Genomic DNA, 19,462 nt, shown 5'->3' with positions numbered 1-19,462 from the left:
CTTAATCAGTAATATTCTTAACTACAAAATCTTTCAGATCACCGGACAATACTACCTGTAAAGCATTGATAGCATTCATGGTATTCTGTGCCTGTACCCGTTGTCCGTTATCCAGGATCGCCTTTTCATAAGGGAGGGTAATGGCATCAAAGGATGCAATAGCCGCCTGGAATTTCTCCGTAATGGTTTTATTAAGTGCGGCATTCTTTGCTGATACCAGCTGATCCAGCCCCACACCTTTGTTACCCAGGAAATTGCCGGTGTATACATTATAAGCGCCGATCAGGTTATTTTTGAAATCGGTGATAGAATTTCCGCTGAAGGGAGATTCTACTTTGGTACCGTCTTTCAGATCAAATGGTTCTTTCATTTTTCCTCCACCAACTTCATCACAGATGTCGGACATACCATCTACCACTGCTATAAATACGTCCTGTTTTTTCTTATACACATTACCAGCGGCGCCGGGTGTCAGTAATTTATTAGCATAATTGCCACCAGAAGGAATCCAGCTGGTAGCCAGTTTATCACAGATATTTTTCAGATCAGTGGTAAGCGCTACGATGTAATCTATTTCACGGGCGGTAAGGTCGGCTGCTTTACGCTTGCCATCTGCTCCCCACAGAATATATTCAATCGGGTGATAGCCTCTCAGGGAAAAAGTCAGTTGCTGGATTTCCTCAACGCCCAACTTACCGGTTCCGGTGAGTACGGAATCCAGTTCATTCTGATCCACCGGCCAGGTGTCCATAGTAGGATCCAGGTCGTCATCTTCTACAGGTCCGAACAGGAAGCCTTCGCACTGTTCCCAGGTACTGCGCATATTTTGCCAGGCCAGCTTTGCGGCTGCGAGGTTGGTTTCGTTGGGGGTAGCCTTTAAGATGGTCACCTTATCGGCGAAAGTACCTGCTTTTGTTTGCAGGTCGTTGTAACCCGGGATAGCCGTTTTGCTTACAAAATCGGTAATAAACGACGTTTTCAGGGTGTTAAAATCTGTAGTGGGATTGGTATCCGGCTTATCGCTTTTTGAACAGGAAACAGCGCCGATGACAACTATTCCCAGGAGGGCTGACTTAATATATTTCATGTGTGCAGTTTATACGTGAATGATGAGATTACTTTGGTTTACTTCGGTTTTCAGTTGCAACAGGTGTGTCGATGCCGGCCCTTTCTTTACATTCCCGTCTTTGTCAAACTGGCTGCCGTGTACGGAACACAGATAGCCATTTCCGGTAGGCGTAAGTGGGTTGTGCTGATGCGTACAGCGCAGCAACAGCGCGTCGTAGGTGTTGTCCGGTAACTTACGTACTGCTATTTCGTACGCATAGTTCTTCGGGCTTACCACCTGCAGCGGCGCGGTATCAAATAAATTGAGTGGTACTTCCACCTGGTTGCCATTCATAGCTGCCTTGTAGGTTTTTACGGTGCTGCATGATTCCAGGAAATCTATCATGGAAATGCTCACGGCGCCCACCAGGCAGGCTTTACAGGTATCCTTCAAAAAATTTCTTCTGTTCAGTGGATTCATGAGTAGATGATTTGAACATTAAAATGAATAGCCGATACCTAAATTGAGAAAAGAATTATTGGTTTTATAAGGCACGCGCGACGGGCTTGGATTAATGACCAGTTCCGGGTTCTCATCTCCCGTGTGCATTAATCTTACATCCGCCTTGATCACCACATTGGGAATAGGCAGATAGCTGAAGCCGGCAATCAGGTGTTGCTGTTTTTCGGTGCCATCATAAATGGCGTTAAGAGGGGTGGCGCTATTGAGGTCGAACATTTCGTACCGGGCAAACAGGATCAGTTGCTGATCGGCCATTTTGCGGCTTTTCTCCAGCAGGTTGTAGCCTCCTTCCAGGTAAGCACCGTACATTCCCTTGCTGGTATTATTGCCATAGGCTTTATTCACATCCGCTGCATCCGGGAAAGAAATGGAAGTACCCAGCAGCTTAAAGGCGAAACCATTGTGTGCATATTGGATATCCGCTTCCCCCATGTACACCGGCAATGCCGCCATACCGTAGCTAAGCGAAAGACTGTCGGACTTCCGTTTATTCAATCCGTTGGTACCACCGGCATAACCGGATACCTGGAATTTAAAGTCTTTCCAGAAATACTGGATCGCCGCTGTAATGGCCAGGTTGTTGGCAAACGCCCCCTGTCCTTCTGCGCGGCCATCTTTTAAACCGGTGCCATGTTGAAATTTGGAGGCATCCAATCCATTGACGATGGCAATACTATAATTAAGTGGTAACCGGCGTAAACGGCCATAAAAGCCTACGCCCAGTTCCCGCCAGGTGGCTGGAATCACTACCTGCTCTACCAGCGGGCGTTCTACCCCGTTGAAGTTTACGGGCAGATGGTTTTCATTCAGCAGCCCGATACGCGGTGTAAACAACCCAGCTACCAGGTACTGACGGGGATTCAGGTTGAAGCGCAGGTAAGCCTGTTCAAAGGCTATCTCCCCGGTAAATCCATTATTTTCCTGGCCAATACCCGCTTTGGCATTCTCCAGCTCCAGTTCACTAAAAAAAGCAATCTTCGAATTAAACTGGTGCCCTACAAATAATACCGCGCGTTCCAGCGTGGCGAAAGACATCTGTTCATTAAAGTTTCGCTGGTAGTAGGCAGACCCGTAGCCCGAAATGACAGTTTTGTTTTTGGCGACTCCTGCATTGAGTGAATCTTCATTGGTGGTTAGTACTAATTTTTGTGCGTTGGTTAGTTGCTGTGCACTGGCAAAGGACACCAGGAACAAGCAACCCAGGAGCGTTGAGATGACCGTTTTCATTGCACAAATTTTGTACAATGGCGAGGATTAATGTTTATCGTAACCGGAAAATTTCTGGTAAACCAGGCTGACAACACATGATAAATAGCAAAGAATTAATTATCAATACTTTAACATTTTATTCCTGTTATTATAATTAAAAAAACGGAGATGGGTCGCTCAAAAGCGGAAATTTTTCGACCCTATGTTTCAAAAAAAATTCCCGCATAGTAAACTATGCGGGAAGTAGGTGTGCCTGAAGCGCGTATATCGGTTATTGATCCAAGCCGTTATTATTTAGCTGTCAGCACGGTGCCTTCGTCGTTATCATCATCGTGGATAACGGCTACTGCCTTATTCAGTTTCAGCTCAGGGGAAATCTTCAACATCCCTGCATTGGCCGCTGCGGTAACATCACGCAATTTTACGGATACCAGCGCATCGGCTTCTTTGATACGATCGTTTACCAACGCCACCTGTATATCGGTTTCGCTGAAAGCGCAATCGCCGGTGATCTTCACCATGTCGCCGTTCATGATCACGTAGTCTTTACCATAAGTAGCCGTGCTGGAAGAATCCACGCCAAAGAAGACGTTGATATCACTACCGGTACAATTGGTTTGTACTGACTGATCAGCAGCTTTTACCAGGATACATTTAAACATACTTACCGGTGCAGTGGCAGATTCATTGGCATCTGTCAGTTTTACCAGGGTAATATAGGCCGCCTGATCCTGTATATACTGCGAAGCAGAAATGGAGGTCACGTCGCCGTTATATCCTACTACTGCTTCGTTTTCTGCCTTGATTTCGCTGAGTACCAGTACTACGGTTTCAGCAAGTTCAAAACGGTTATCATCTTTTACTTTTACATTCAGGCTCGCAGTTGTAGCACCGCTGTCGATTACAAAAGGCGCTTTGATGCTGCTCACGAAATCCGCACCTGGCAAAGCGGTACCGTTGCCGAATTTGTAAGTCAGGCGAACAGGTTTGGATGTTGCATTCACCAGTGGTGTATTATCTCTCTTAAACAAACCTGCGGAAAATACCACATCAGTAGCTGGTTCTGCACCGTTGCTGCCACCAATAAATTTCACCATCGCCGGCTGATCCAGGATAGTTACTTCTCCTTTTGCTTTTGTGAGATACAGTTCAGACGCATCCAGCACTTCTACGTGGAAAGCTTCTTTTCCTTCCAGCAGGTTATCGCTTTTTACAGGGATCTGGATGCTTTTGGAAATAATAGCGCCGGCTGCAAACTCAGATGGTACAAAAGAAATGGTTCCTTCTGTTACGTCGAAATCGGCAGGACCTGCACCACCTTTATGCGGGATGGTTTTGTAATGTACGTTCACGGGTGTACGAACACCATTGCTTCTTAAGAAACCGGATAAGGTAATGGTCAGCGTAGCATTGGATAAACCGTTCAAAGGCTCGGAAACGGCGATATCATTGATAGATACACCATGACTGATCTTGATGATACGGTTACCGTCTTCATCGCCGCCACCTGCTGCCAGGATCTCGCCCGAAGGGCTCATGAGCAGGGAAGCCAGGCTTGTTTTGGCATCATATTTACCTAACTGTTTGTCGAACATCAGTTCCCCGTCAGGACTCAGTTTAATCATGCGGTAGCCTTCTCTGGCCACTACACAGATTTCATCGTCTTCTGTGAGCAACAGGTGCTGGAATACAGAACCAATATTTTTATCGATAGAAATGGCGCCATCGGGCAGCAGTTTCACGATCTTACCGGTGTTGTTGGCCACGTTACCACCGGCTGCTACCACTTTACCATTTTTGCCAACTTCCAGGGAATATAAAGCGGCGTCGGTTTCTTTATTGAATAACTCGGTGCCATCAGGACGGAGTTTTACGATACGGCCCCTGTCTTTTTCTTCTGCGCAGGCAAAGATCTGACCGAGGTCATTTACTTTCATGGCGTTGAACTTACCATCTACAGTGCTGTATTCTTTATCGAATACTACCTGGCCTTCTGCATTTACTTTCGCAATACGGCTGGCATTGCCGGTACCATAGGAACCACCGCCCATAGCGAGCAGGGAGCCATCTTCCAGCAATAACATTTTTTCGAAAGTGGCGCCTGGTTTACCAAAAGAAAGTTCAAACTGTTTTTCTCCCTTGCCATCTACTTTTACCATGTAAGCTTTTCCCTGTCCATCACCCACGTCGCCACCTACAGCAACAATGTTTTCATCTTCATCAATCAGCACATTGGTAAATACGTTGTGCGCACCAAAACCTTTGTCAAATTCAATTTTACCGTCGGGCGACATCTTGGTGATGCGTGCCTGTGCAGGCTTGCTACCATCTACACCTACGGTGATATAATTACCATGACGATCTGTGATGATCCGGGTGAAATAGCCACCCTGACCGTTTCCGATACTCTTATCGAATACTACTTCTCCGGTAGCAGACAATTTGGTAATACGGGCATTGCCATAAGCAATGGTACCACCGCCTACTGCCACCAGTTCATTCTTTGGCAATAAAAGCAGATCCTGGTATGCTACCAGTCCACCTTTATTCAGTTTGGCATTGTAAATAAGGTTTCCTGTTGCGGATAATTTGGTGATACAACCATTATCTGATCCACCGCCGATAGCAACAATTGCATTGTTCTCCGCAATCGCCAGTTTCTTATACTGGTTTTTGGGAGCACTAAAGCTCTTGTTAAACACAACAGGCATCTCCTGTGCGAAGGCCTGTGAGCCTATCGCCAGTAAAAGCATTAGTGAGGAAATTTTGTTCATTTGTAATAGTTTGATATACGCTAAAAAATAACCGATAAACAAATTATTGAATCCTGATCTCGCACCTCCTGTTCACTCCCTGCAACTGGATAAAGTAATCCCTGTTGGCATCCAGGCTTTCATTCCTGGCCACCCATACCGGGTGGGTAGAACCGAAGTAATTGATTTTGATTTTATCTGCGGTCACGCCTCTGCTCAGCAGGCATTCCTGGATATACACAGCCCGGTTCTTCGATAACGACAGATTATATCGTTCTGTACCTATAATATCTGTATGACCGTTTACAAAAATGATCCGGTGCGGATTGGCTTTCCAGATCCGGAAAATAGAATCCAGCTTACGCCACTCCTGGTCCTGTGGTACAAATGAGTTCAGGTCGTAGTAAATCACACCGGGTACTTTCCATAAGGCTTCCAGCACTTTTACGGCGCTATCTTTTCCCAGCAACGTGTAACCACTGCCGTTAAATGCCTGCGGACCGCTGCCGGATGCCTGCCAGGATACAATTTCCGGGCTGCTGTAGGCGGCGGCTCCTGTATACGCGGGTGCAGCAGTATTGCTAACCGGTGTTGCAGCTACGGTAGTATTGTTTCCGGGATGTCCGTTTTGCCAGGGAATAATTTCAGGGGAGCTATCGATGATATCGTTGGCATAATCCACCATCTTGCGTTCAGGAGCAACAGCTGCTGCTACGGCAGGTGCAGGCTTCTTCACAGCACTATCTACCACCTGTTGTTGCACAGGCAGGTTATCATACTGTTTGGTTCCTACTAAAGTCAGCTGTTGACGGCTGTCCGTCTGATTCATGGTATAAGGCACTCTATCGTCTTCTTTTACTGGTTTGCCGGGATAAGGCAAATCCAGCTGTTTCAAAGGATTTTTCTTCAGGTTTAATACATAGATATGATCGTTATCATGTGCACCCGAACGGTCTGATGTAAAATATAATAACAATTTGCTTTCATCCAATACCGGATTCAGATCATCAAACTGCGTATTCACAGGATACGGCAAATGTACGGTTCCTTCTTCCGGTTTCTTAATATTTATGACAAAAATATCCAATCCTCCAAATCCACGGAGTCCGTTGGAAGAAAAGAACAGTTTGTCACCCACCACAAAAGGATACAGTTCATTTCCATTGGTATTTACCTGTGGTCCCATGTTCACCGGTGTTTTCCACCGTTTCCCTTCCTTGTCCCAGTCGGCATAATAAATATCTGTACCACCCTGACCACCAGGCATATCGGATGCAAAGTACAAACGTTTACCGTTAGGTGCAACTGATGGATGCAGGAATGAGTAAGTTTCCATGTTTTTTACCAGCTTTACCGGTACCGGCTTGCTCCACACATCATGATCAGGTTGATAAACCGCCGATAACAACTGCGTTCCGTTGTTGTAATTGATATAGGAATTTTTATCGTTCTTCACATCGGTAAACCGGTTGGAAGTATAGATCACCTTCCCGCCATTATCAAAGAAGGAAGCCGGACCTACCTGTAATACGCCCCGTAAGCTGTTGTTGAAAGGCTCCACCCCGTCTTCTGAAATCTGGTATAGTTTGGAGTTGGTGTAAAAAGATTGCTGTTCATTCCGTTTGATGTCGTTGGAAAGGAACACAATGTTGTTACGGTACAAGGCCAGTCCGTACTGGTAGCCCGGTAAATTCAGGCGGAGACTGTCTACCCGCACATTCTCCATGGAATCACGGTTAAAGAAGCCATAGTAATTTACCAGCGACTCCTGCAGGTTGGTAAACCGTGCATTATTTTTATAGTTATTGGCATAAACGGCGCTCATTTCCTGGGCTTTGATGACCCTGCCGGTGCGTTTCAGCAGATCGATATAATTGGTCACATCTGTTACCAGCACATCTTTCTCCGGCTTGTACAACAATTCATCGTACAGGCTGATGGTTTTCTCGAACTGCCGGGTTTCAAAATAAACCCTGGCTAATTGGAGTTTGGCCCGTCTCGCTACTTCTTCTTTGGCTCCATTATTAATCACTTCATTACATAAGGAGATAGCCCTTTCGTATTCCTGTCTTTTATAAAGCCGTTCTGCACGCTTTACTTTAGCCATACTACCCAAGCCACCCGGTTGTATATGATCCTTTACCACGCTGCAGGAAACAAACAGGGAAACAATGCTCAGAAAAAGTATGAGGGAAGAGAAACTATATTTTCGCATACCATTCTTGATTTTTAAATTTAGAAATAACGTGGTGCTACCACTTTCCACTTAGACCAGGAAAAACGGTAATTGATCATCACTTCATGCGACACCGTTTGCGCACCTTTCAGATTCGACTGCATCGGTGTATCATAGGAATAACCGATTTGCAGGTTCTTCGTTGCCTGTACCTGTACCAATCCTGTCATGGTTTTCTCTGAACGCCAGGAGGCGCCCAGCCATACCAGGTTCTTCAGCAGGATATTGGCATTCAGGTCGTATTGAAACCCGGCTCCTTTTACCTGTCTTAATAAGATATTCGGCTTCAGCTTTACATCATCATTGATATTGATCAGGTAACCGGTTTGCAGGTAGTAGTGCGACTGCACCACCACTTTATTTACACTGTTACCCAGGTCAAAACTTTTAAAAGTAGGCGACGATATACCGATAAAGAAGCGATCGGTAAACAACATAAAACCAAACCCCACATCCGTTTTCCAGTAACTCTGGTTCTGTGCAAATACCGGATCTGTGGTACTCAGTGAACTGTTGTCTTCCCTGAAGTGCGACATACCACCCTTCAATCCCATGGCCAGGTAGATTTTTTCATTGAGTTTTACCCGCTGGGAAATATTAAAATTGACCGCTGTCTGCGAGTTCACCGTAATCTTTTCGTTCATCAGTGATACGCCAAAGCTGGTGTTGGTGGCTTTAATCGGCGTATAAAACGAGGCCGTGGCGGTTTTAGGCGCTCCTTCCACTCCCACCCACTGGTTACGGCCCACGGCCGTCAGGCTGGAAGATTCGTCCATAGAAGGATAAGCCGGATTGATGATCATACCATTAAACATATACTGCGAGTACAACGGTTCCTGCTGTGCAGTAGCCTGCAGGCAACAGCACCAGCATATGATCATAACCCCTAAAGCTTTCATAAGACGCTCTTTCATAGGTATCAGCTTAAGTATTTTATTGTCAGACTCATCTTGCCTTGATTCGTATGTCCATTAACGTTTTATCACTATAAATCCGGTGTAGCGCTCTTTCTTACCGTCAATCTCTACTTCAATATTGTAGAAGTAAGAGCCATCCGGCACATCATTTCCTGAACTGCCACCTGCATTCGCCTTACCACGGAAGTTCTTCGATTTGTTATCGTAGTGCTGCAGCTTGAATACAGTACCGCCCCAACGATTAAAGATCACTACTTCATTATTCGGATACTTTTCAATGTTCTCGATATACATCACGTCATTTCCGATACCATCGTTGTTAGGTGAAATCGCCGGATGTACCCGGATCTTTCCACTGTTATTGTTGATATAACGATTATCTGTGCTGTACTTCTCTACGGAATCCGGTACGCCGTCACCATCAGAATCCAGGTCCAGGAAGTTAGGGATACCATCTCCGTCGGTATCATCATCAAACGGATCTCCGTTACCGTTGATGTCTTCCTGTTTGTCAGTCAGCCCATCTCCATCGGTATCACAGGCATCACACATCGGATCATCGTTCAGGATCACACCTGTTGCTTTTACCGGTTCTCCCAGGGTGGGCACATGCTGACCGGAAGGCACCGACACATTCGTCATCTTCACGATGAAGGTTTCGTTCTGTTCGAAAGTAGTATCCCCCTTGATATTCACCGTAATTTGTCCGATGGTTTGCAAAGGCGCTATCACGGCCTGTTTAATGGTATTATCGAAATCAACACCCGGTGTGGCTTTGAAGTCCATGTAAGGATAAGACACCCCTTCTGTTGATTCTTCAAAGTCGTAATTGATCGTAATCGGACGGGAACTTTGCCGGCTCAGTTGTACATTAAAGCGCAGCGGTGTGTTTTCCCCGGTATTACCTTCTTTCACGCTGAATTTATCTGCGGCGAAACTGAGGGTCAGCGGATCATTATCGGTAATGGTAACTCTGGCAGTATCTGTTGTCCCCGGTTTGTATACCAGGGTGCTGCTGCCACCGCCAAGGTAAGGCAGGATAGCTGCTTTCAGGAAGCCGTCGTCATCATTGATATCATTATCTCCGGTGGTAATAATAAAGCTGTGTTTTTGTTGCAGTGCCGGCATGTTGATCGTCACAATGTTACCATTCACGGTACCTTCTCCGGCTGTGAAGGTACGGGCAGCATCCTGGGTGATCCGGATTCTTACCGGCACATCGTAGGCAGCGCTGGTGGGCGATGTCAGTGTAAACTTCACACCGGCGCCTTCTGCCGCACTCGTGCCTTCTACAGATATATCTACCACCAGGGTATCATTATCATGTATGATAACATCGGCGGCGGCAGTGGCAGCTAAAGGCCAGGTAATACCTGCCATGGTACTGGTAACGGTTTGCAACCGCACATTCACATTTTCATCTCCTTCCACTACCTTATTATCGATTGGTGTTACTTTAATATCAGCGCCATTCTGACCAGCAGGAATCAGCACAGTGCCACTCAGTTTACGGTAACGTGCATCTGCAACAGCGGTACCACTAACGGTATAGGCTACACTTACATCTTTCACAGCAGTTAACTGTGTATCAGAGAAATGAACGCGGAACGATCCCACTACGTCAGGCTCGGATGCATCGGCTGTTTGCTGTATGGTCATTTCACGGCCGGGCGATAAGCTTTCATCGTCATGTACTATTAAGGCAACGGTATCTTTATCATCTACATCCAGCGCGATGTTCTTGTTGAACCGCTTCATCTGTGCCAGCATCAGTGCCATCTTCACAGTTTCATCTCCCTCCAGTACCTTATTATCGATCACATTCACGGGAACGGATACACTATTCTGGCCGGCGGTTATTATTGCTGCAGTTTGTATCGGTGCAATGTTGGTAGTTCCGGTAATACTGCTCACAAAGAATACCACTTTCACATCTGCTGCGGCAGTAAGATTACCAGGTAACTTCACCAGGTAAGCACCCGCAGTAGCCGGTTCTGCGGCATCCTGCGTTTTCTGTAAGATCACGCGCATATCACCGGTTTCCGGTATCAGGATCATACCCGGTTGAGAAAGGGTATAGCCTGCGGTGGCCAGTTGTGCAGTAAACTGCAATTGTTCATCTCCTTCCAGGATATGATCGTCGGTCAGTTGCAGCTGGTATGCTTTACTATGCTCTCCTGCTGCCAGCGTTACCTGTGCAGGCATGCCGCTGTAATCTGCATCATCTGCGGTAGATGTGGTATTTCTGCTGATATTGATCACTACATCTTCTGAAGAAGTGATCTGGCTGTTCACAAATCCAACGGTTACATTGCTACTGCTACCTTCATGTATGATAGAAGAATCTACACGTACTTCGAGTTTCAGGTTATCCGGATTCAAGCGGGTGGCATCATTGATGGTAACCGACAGCTTAGCTCCTGTCATGCCGGCAATATTTTGCGGTTCGGCGGCGATCCATAACAGTTCTGGTTTTTCCAGGATGTAATCAGATTTCGCGGTAAAGGAGAACGTAATACCCGGTGCACCTGCAGGGATGGTGACGGTGGCAGGCAGGTTATCCACATCATCTGTAGTAGCAACCGATCCGGCGCCGATACCCAGGGCCACAATTACATCCTTGCTCGCGGTTACACCTGGTGCAAAACTTACCTTCATCTGGTAATTATTGCCTTCCAGTACAGTGGTTCCGGCGCTCACCGCTGTCAGATGCAGGAAGCCGGTTACCGGATCATCATGCGTTCTGTCTTTGATGGTAATGGTGGTATCGTTTATGACAGCCGTATTGAAAGTGGCATCTGTGATGTCGCCTTTTAATACAATGGTTTCATCATCTTCCAGTACCAGGTCTTTCAGTGCTTTCAGTTCAAAGGAACTGGTACCTGTTTTATTTCCTTTTCCGATGGTAATATCATATGGAGATGGCAACGCGTTGTGATCCGCAGCGATGGCGGTACTGGCCACGTTGTCTTTACTGATATGTATGACTATATTTTTACCGGCCTGCAAGTTGTTCGGCAATACTGCGCTCAGGAAGGCGCCGCTGCCGTTTTCATCGATAGCGGCGGCGGTGGTATGCAGTACAATCGGACCTGGCAGCGGATACTGGGATGGATCGTCGTTGATGGTAAACACCGGTGCATTCACGGTATAGGTACTGATACCATCTCCTGCGGTAGCGTTAATGGTAAAGTCTTCCGGACCTTCTGTGAAATTGTCGTGCTTCACATCCAGCGGAATAGTTACGCTGTTACCACTCGTCAGATCCACACTGGTGGCCAGGGTATAATCAAGCCCTGCTTCTGCGGTACCCGTTTGTGGCAACAAAATATGAACAGGTATTTCGGTGGTAACGCCGGTTGGTAAACTGATAGTCACCAGGCCGTTGTCTCCTTCCGCCAATGGCGATTTCCAGGCGGTTATATTCAGCTTCAGATTGGCCGCTGTATTGCGGGTCAGGTCCTGGATGGCGAGCGTCAGGTTATTTACCGTATAGTTATTAACGGTAGCATTCACCACGATGGCTTCATTTTTCTCCAGTACCAGGTCTGTTTTGGTTTGCAGGAGTTCAAATGTTTTGGTGGTTTCTCCGGCTGGCAATACGAAGGTGGTAGTGGTCTGCGTATAGTCGTCCGGGTTCTTCGCGGTGGTCAGTGCTGCATCTACCGCCAGTGATATGTTCACATCTTTGGTAGAGGCATAAGGCACCGATACCGTCACCATCACCCTGTTGCCTTCCGGTACCAGTGTGGCATCCGGTGTCAGGGTCATCTTACGGGCATTGGGTTGTTTTTCTGTATTGTCTTTGATATAAATCGTAGCGTCGGTTGCCGGCATACTGGTGTTGCCTTTATTTCCATTTACCACCAGTACCCCTTCATCATCCAACAGGAGGTTGGGGGTAGCTACCACTGCAGAAGCAGCGCCGGACAATGCATCCTTTAATATAGTAACTGTGGAAGGTACAGTAGTATGACGGGTATTGGCAACGGTAGAAGCCGTAGCATCTTTTGCCAGGTTGATTACCCAGTCTTTACCTGCTTTCCAGCCATGAGGGAAAGTAGCGGTGATGATGGCACTGCTGCCTTCAAAGATGCTGCCAGGTGTGGTGGTCAGCAGTACCGAATCCGTGCCGGTGAATGGATACTGCGCATCTTTGATGCTCAGGTCCAGGCTCGCAGGCAGGAAGGTGTATACGGTACCCAGTGCGTCGCTCACTACCGGTGTTACATGAATATCTTCTGCATCTTCTACTAAAATATCGGCTGCTACTTTCACTTCTGTATTGCCGGATGCACCCGTAAAGGTAGTATCAGCAGCCAGGTAGTAATCAGTATTACGTGTAGCCGTACCAGTAACAGCGCCATAGGTAATCTTAATTGGTATTTCAGTGGTAACGCCGGAAGGTAAGCTCACACCGATATTATTGGTACTGCCTTCATTCATCGCAACCGGAGGCACGGTGAAAGTCAGCTTCGTCTTCGTATTATCCCGGCGGGTAGCATCATTCAACTGGATAGACGCATCGTTAATCGTATAGCCGGTAGCGGTACCTTTTATTTTCAGTTGTTTATCGTTTTCAATCACCTCGTCGGTGGTGGCTTCTATCACACCTGCCGCCGTAGCAAATGTGTTGGCTCCTTTGGGGAAGGTGATAGAAGTTTGCAGCATATTATAATCAGCGGCCAGCGCAGTAGTACCGGTTGGATTGGTAGCGAGACTAATCACCACATTTTTGGCAGTGGAGTAATTAGCCGGCAGCGCAACGATAAGCCTGGTATTGCTGCCTTCAGTGAGCGGTGTAGTGACGGCCGACAGCGTAAACTGTTTCTTCGTAGGATCGGTACCATCAGCTACATTGATAATGGCGCTGCTGGCGGGCATACTGGTATTACCCGTGTTGCCGTCTACTTTAATATAACCACCATCATCAAACACCAGGTTCGTACTGGTGGTAATGGCGGCAGTAGTGGCAGATGCGTTTCCGGCCAGTATGGTTACTGAACCAGGAATAGTGCCATGCCTGCTGTTATCGATAGATGGTGCGGCATCCTTGGCCAGGTTGATGGTCCAGTCTTTACCCGCTTTCCAGCCATGAGGGAACGTAGCAGTGATAGTGGCACCACTGCCTTCTGTTACCGGATCAGGTGTACTGGTCAGCAATACAGAGTCAGGGCTGGTGAAGGGATATTGCGCATCTTTTATTTTCAGGTTCAGCGGCAGCGATTGAAGTGTATACACGGTGCTCAGTTCATCACTCACGGTTGGCGTTGTCTGGATGTTTTCTTCATCTTCTACCAGGATATCCGATGCCATTTTCACTTCTGCTATACCGGAAGCGCCGGTAAAGGAAGTATCGGCGGCCAGGTAGTAATCGGTGTTACGTGTTGCCGTTCCTGTTACGGTACCGAAAGTAACCTTGATCGGTATTTCCGTGGTGACACCGGAAGGAAGACTGAACCCGATATTACCGGTGCTGCCTTCATTCACTGGTGCCAATGGCGCGGTGAAAGTGAGCTGTGTTTTTGTATTATCTCTTCGGGTAGCATCATTCAACTGGATAGATGCATCTGTAATCGTATAGCCGGTAGCGGTACCCTTGATTTTCAGTTGTTTGTCTTTTTCTATCACCTCGTCGGTGGTGGCTGCTATCACATCGGTCGCTGTAGTAAACGTGGTAGCTCCTTTCGGGAAGGTGATGGAAGTTTGCAGCGTATTATAATCAGCGGCCAGTGCAGTGGTACCCGTTGGATTAGTAGCCAGGGCGATCACTACATCTTTGGCGGTGGAGTAATTTACCGGCAGTGAAACGGTAAACTTAGTATTGCTGCCTTCAGCGAGCGGCGTAGTAACGGCCGACAAAGTGAATTGTTTCTTTGTAGGATCAGTACCATCGGCTACGTTAATAATAGCGCTGCTGGCAGGCATACTGGTATTGCCCGTGTTGCCGTCTACTTTAATATAACCACCATCATCAAACACCAGGTTGGTGCTGGTAGTGATGGCAGCAGTGGTAGCGGATGCGTTTCCGGCCAGTATGGTTACTGAACCCGGAATAGTGCCATGCCTGCTGTTATCGATAGATGGTGCGGCATCCTTGGCCAGGTTGATGGTCCAGTCTTTACCCGCTTTCCAGCCATGAGGGAATGTCGCGGTGATTTTAACAGAACTGCCCTCGGTTACCGGATCTGGCGTACTGGTCAGCAATACAGAATCGGGGCTGGCAAATGGATATTGCGCATCTTTTATTTTCAGGTTCAGCGGCAGTGATTGAAGCGTGTACACGGTGCTCAGCTCATCACTCACCGTTGGCGTTGTCTGGATGTTTTCTTCATCTTCTACCAGGATATCTGATGCCATTTTCACTTCTGCTATACCGGAAGCGCCGGTAAAGGAAGTATCGGCAGCCAGGTAGTAATCGGTGTTACGTGTTGCCGTTCCGGTTACCGTACCAAACGTAACCTTGATTGGTATTTCTGTGGTTACACCGGAAGGAAGACTGAACCCGATATTACCGGTACTGCCTTCATTCACTGGTGCCAATGGCGCGGTGAAAGTGAGCTGTGTTTTTGTATTATCTCTTCGGGTAGCATCATTCAACTGGATAGATGCATCTGTAATCGTATAGCCGGTAGCGGTACCTTTTATTTTCAGTTGTTTGTCTTTTTCTATCACCTCGTCGGTGGTGGCTGCTATCACATCGGTCGCCGTAGTAAACGTGGTAGCTCCTTTCGGGAAGGTGATGGAAGTTTGCAGCGTATTGTAGTCTGCCGCCAATGCAGTAGTACCTGTTGAATTAGTAGCCAGGGTAATCACTACGTCTTTGGCAGTGGAGTAATTTACCGGCAGTGAAACGGTAAACTTAGTATTGCTGCCTTCAGCGAGTGGTGTGGTAACAGCCGACAACGTGAATTGTTTCTTCGTTGGATCGGTACCATCGGCTACGTTGATAATGGCGCTGCTGGCAGGCATACTGGTATTGCCCGTGTTACCGTCTACTTTAATATAACCACCATCATCAAACACCAGGTTCGTACTGGTGGTAATGGCGGCAGTAGTGGCAGATGCGTTTCCGGCCAGTATGACTACTGAAGCAGGAATGGCGCCATGCCTGCTGTTATCGATAGATGGCGTAGCATCCTTCGCCAGGTTGATGGTCCAGTCCTTACCTGCCTTCCAGCCATGAGGGAACGTAGCAGTGATGGTGGCACCACTGCCTTCTGTTACCGGATCAGGTGTACTGGTCAGCAATACAGAATCAGGGCTGGTAAATGGATATTGCGCATCTTTGATGATCAGGTCCAGTGAAGCCGGCAGATAACTGTAAACGGTGCTGTAGTTATCACTTACGGCAGGAGTAATATGAATATCTTCTGCATCTTCTACCAGGATATCACCCACCACTTTTAATTCTGCAATACCGGAAGTAGCAGTAAAGGTGGTATCAGCAGGCAGATAGTAATCTGTGTTCCGTGTAGCCGTTCCTGTTACCGTCCCAAAAGTAACTTTAATCGGTATTTCAGTAGTAATACCTACCGGTAAGCTGAATCCTATATTATTGACACTGTTTTCTAACAGTACGCCAGGAGGTGGTACAAAAGTTAGCTTTGTTTTTGTGGCGTCTCTGCGGGTGGCATCATCAATAATGACGGTGGCATCCGTTACGGTGTAACCGGTTAATCCGGATACAGCACCGGAGAGGTCCAGTTGCTCATCTTTCTCTATAATATTATCATCTCCGATAGCCTTTATAACTGTGTAAGGCGTTGTATAGGGAGAAGCAGTATATGCAGGTAGTTTAATGGTGTCGTTTACGATCCATCCAAAGTCTGTAGCAGCGGCTTCGGAAGAGGTTTTTCTCTTCAGGGCAATGGCTATCTCTTTGGCAGATGTATATCCGGCAGGCAATGCTATTGTAAAACGGGTACTATCGCCTTCCGTTAAATGAGACTTCACGGAAGCGATGGTAAGTTGCTTCGTACCGGTGGTCTGGTCATTAATGGTAAGCGTCAGACTATCTTTTACCAGGATATTATTATCGGCGCTGCTACCTACCAGTACAAGCTTGCGGGTATCATCAAATACCAGGTTGGTAGTGGTACCTACGGTTACCTTATTGGAAATGATGGCATTAGCCGGTATGGTAACAGTATTTACCGGGAAGGTATAAGTAGATGTGGCTGCCGTAGAAGAAAGACCAGGCGTATATTGTACAGCAATAGGAATTTCAGTGGTCAGTCCGGCAGGAAGTGCTGCCCATACCTGTGGCGAAGCGCCTTCATTAATACTGTTGGCAGAAATATGTAAAACGATGGCGTCTGTCATCGGCAGCTGCGCATCGATGATATTGATCGTAGCTGGAGAAGTAGTGTAGGTTGTACCCACAATACCATCCGTGGCGGTAAAGTTGAGATTTACTTTTTCGGTTCCTTCAATGGCATTATCGGCATTGATCTTAAAAGGTAATGTTACCTTGCCCGCGCCGAATGGAATCACAGCAGAACCGGATAATACATAATCTGTTCCGTCCGTGGCAGTAGAAGTTCCCAGTTTATTTATCGTTACCGTAATTGGTAGTTCCGTTGTTACATCTTTGGGTAAGGATAAAGTTACAAGGCCATCATAAGGTTCTTTCAGCAGCGTTGGATCATCCGTTATAAACGAAACAACGGTTAGCGTGGGGTCTAACCGTGTGGCATCTTGAATCAATAAGGAAATGGAGTCGGCCTGAGGTTGCCCCATGACATCTGCCGTAGCTTTGAAGTATACGGCTTCGTCTTTTTCGAGGATACTATCTTTGATAGCCCTTACGGGAATATCAACTCCGTTTGAACCTATTCCGATAATCCCGCTCAGATTGTAAGTAAAGTCTTTCACGGCAGTAGCTTCCGTTTCCGGACTTTTCAGGGAGATGTTAACCGTAATGGGTTCAGTTGCATTTACACCAGGCGGCAGCTTAACATGTATGTTGTCATCAGTTCCTTCCAGTATTTTTGCCGGCGCCTGTATGGTAATCTTTTTCGGTTCATCATCCTGTATCGTATAGGTGCTGGTTGTTTTGCCGGTGATGGTCACCAACTGGTTTTCCGTTACCGGCACCAGTTCAAACGTCGCATAGCGGCTATACTCCAGGTTATTGTTACCATTAATTTTGATATTGGTCAGCTGTATTTTATCGCCTGCTGCATAAGTTTGGGCAGGGATCATAAATCCGCCGCTAAAGGAGTAATCCACATTTTTCACCGCTTTATGCAGCCCTGCCGGCGTAATATCCCTGATCTTCACATACAGCGGAGCGGTAATGTTCGCGTTATTATTCACTACCAGGTAGAGCAATGGAGCTGTTGTATCTCCGGCGTTTCCTTCCGGACCAACGGCGGAATCCTTTTCAAAGGAAATGGAAATAGGATCTGTACCAGTGCTCAGCGGGGATGTCTGGAGGTTGATATGTGCAGGCGCATTCGTGTTTCCATAATCAACCGCTACACGCGTACCAATCGCCTGGTTCTGGGCCTTCATACCCATCGCTACTTCTGCGGCCATCCCCCTGTTATAGGTGTTATCGGTCGACTCATCCACCGTGGTGAATAGAGAATAGCTGCTCAGGTCATAATCAGTCCGGGCGCCCGCACCACTCGCTACCCACGAACCAAAGGTATTGTAAGCATGATAGGTATGTGAAAAAGTACCGGGAGTAGCCTTCGGCATCAGTGTCACAGACGGATCTCTTACAAATCCCACCACATTGGCGTTGGTAGACGGAATCACCGCATATCCCTTTACACTGATATTATTATCGTTGATAGATGGATTCCCGGGATCAAACCCAATGTTGTCCGGAGGTGTGTTCCATTGTGCCTGCAGCGCAGGGAACTCATTCAGGAACAGGTGAAAGGTTGTGTTGTAACTGTTATTATAAAAGGTATAGTCAAGTGTAAAATAACTGTTGGGGCGTATATACGTGATCGTCATCATGATCGTCATGGTGCGAACAATGGAACTACTTCCTTCTTTATAATCCCGTGATTGCAGCATGCACACCTTGTAAGGATCTGTTGCTGTACCCGATCCCATCAGATCTGAAATATGCGTGAAGTTGATGATATAGGGATCTGTTCCGGTATTCCAGCCTGCCCCCCGCATTTTGAAGGCTGATTGGATTCCTACCGGCAAATCGTCTCTTTCCTGTGCGGACTCCGTTTTTCCGTTTCTGAAAACCACATAGCTGCCATCTGTATTTACCTGGATCTTTAATCCCTGACCAGCGGCAACACCTCCTCCATTCGGATTAATCACGGTTGCTATCTGCGCCTGTACACCTATATGGATAAGAAAAAACGCCGCGAACAGGAAAAGAACCCGGCACAGGAATACATGGATACGATGGGGCATACCTTGCTTATTTAATTTCGTAGGATAGGAAAGGAGTAACATATAAGCGTGTAAATTTCTATTTATACATATAGATTTTAAGTCAAAAATGTGAAAAACAGTCCTTTGTAAAACCCTATATGCGGATCTCTCTAATTGGCTCTCCCGGGGACTTCTCTATTGTTCCTTCGTTTGATTTGATGAATTTGAAAAACCAGCCCGCCGGCAATTATATATTTATATATATCTAAAATCTGTTGGTAGAGGGACTTCCGACACGCACTTATGGCGTTTTTTATGATCTTTATTATTTTTCTATACCCTTCCACCTGTTCCACATCACCAAACGATTAAATATAAAATCATATATTTTAATTAGCAAATCTATAATAATATTTATATTAAA

At 46.7% G+C, this 19,462-nt stretch carries 7 protein-coding genes; all 7 read right to left on the bottom strand.

Going from position 1 to position 19,462, the window contains the following annotated elements; translation table 11 throughout:
• Window position 1: 1 nt before the first annotated feature.
• Window positions 2–1,087: an imelysin family protein gene (locus BMW79_RS10515; protein ID WP_089894242.1), complete on the bottom strand. Its 1,086-nt coding sequence runs from the start codon at window positions 1,085–1,087 to the stop codon at window positions 2–4.
• A 9-nt stretch (window positions 1,088–1,096) separates the two neighbouring features.
• A complete protein-coding gene (locus tag BMW79_RS10510) occupies window positions 1,097–1,528 on the bottom strand; it encodes a QcrA and Rieske domain-containing protein (RefSeq protein WP_089894239.1) in 432 nt (143 codons plus the stop codon).
• An 18-nt stretch (window positions 1,529–1,546) separates the two neighbouring features.
• Entirely contained in the window at window positions 1,547–2,797 is a 1,251-nt protein-coding gene (locus BMW79_RS10505; protein WP_089894236.1) for a hypothetical protein, read from the bottom strand.
• A 272-nt stretch (window positions 2,798–3,069) separates the two neighbouring features.
• Window positions 3,070–5,553 carry a Calx-beta domain-containing protein gene (locus BMW79_RS10500; protein WP_089894232.1) on the bottom strand — a complete coding sequence of 828 codons (2,484 nt, stop codon included), beginning with the start codon at window positions 5,551–5,553 and terminating at the stop codon, window positions 3,070–3,072.
• Between the two features lie 43 nt (window positions 5,554–5,596).
• A complete protein-coding gene (locus BMW79_RS10495; RefSeq protein ID WP_089894229.1) occupies window positions 5,597–7,747 on the bottom strand; it encodes an OmpA family protein in 2,151 nt (716 codons plus the stop codon).
• A 20-nt stretch (window positions 7,748–7,767) separates the two neighbouring features.
• Complete coding sequence (locus BMW79_RS10490) at window positions 7,768–8,682, bottom strand: PorP/SprF family type IX secretion system membrane protein (protein WP_089894226.1); 915 nt, start codon at window positions 8,680–8,682, stop codon at window positions 7,768–7,770.
• A gap of 57 nt (window positions 8,683–8,739) precedes the next feature.
• The gene (locus BMW79_RS10485) at window positions 8,740–19,077 is read right to left on the bottom strand and encodes a Calx-beta domain-containing protein (RefSeq protein ID WP_177192110.1); all 10,338 of its coding nucleotides are present in this window, start codon (window positions 19,075–19,077) and stop codon (window positions 8,740–8,742) included.
• Window positions 19,078–19,462: the final 385 nt, after the last annotated feature.

Origin of the sequence: Chitinophaga arvensicola, assembly GCF_900110835.1 — a bacterium.
GTDB lineage: Bacteria > Bacteroidota > Bacteroidia > Chitinophagales > Chitinophagaceae > Chitinophaga > Chitinophaga arvensicola.
This window is presented reverse-complemented; position numbering and strand designations above follow the sequence as displayed.

Bases quoted from the DNA above. Each gene is read 5' to 3' on its own strand.
- BMW79_RS10515 (WP_089894242.1), bottom strand. From the start codon at position 1,087: ATGAAATATATTAAGTCAGCCCTCCTGGGAATAGTTGTCATCGGCGCT.
- BMW79_RS10510 (WP_089894239.1), bottom strand. From the start codon at position 1,528: ATGAATCCACTGAACAGAAGAAATTTTTTGAAGGATACCTGTAAAGCC.
- BMW79_RS10505 (WP_089894236.1), bottom strand. From the start codon at position 2,797: ATGAAAACGGTCATCTCAACGCTCCTGGGTTGCTTGTTCCTGGTGTCC.
- BMW79_RS10500 (WP_089894232.1), bottom strand. From the start codon at position 5,553: ATGAACAAAATTTCCTCACTAATGCTTTTACTGGCGATAGGCTCACAG.
- BMW79_RS10495 (WP_089894229.1), bottom strand. From the start codon at position 7,747: ATGCGAAAATATAGTTTCTCTTCCCTCATACTTTTTCTGAGCATTGTT.
- BMW79_RS10490 (WP_089894226.1), bottom strand. From the start codon at position 8,682: ATGAAAGAGCGTCTTATGAAAGCTTTAGGGGTTATGATCATATGCTGG.
- BMW79_RS10485 (WP_177192110.1), bottom strand. From the start codon at position 19,077: ATGCCCCATCGTATCCATGTATTCCTGTGCCGGGTTCTTTTCCTGTTC.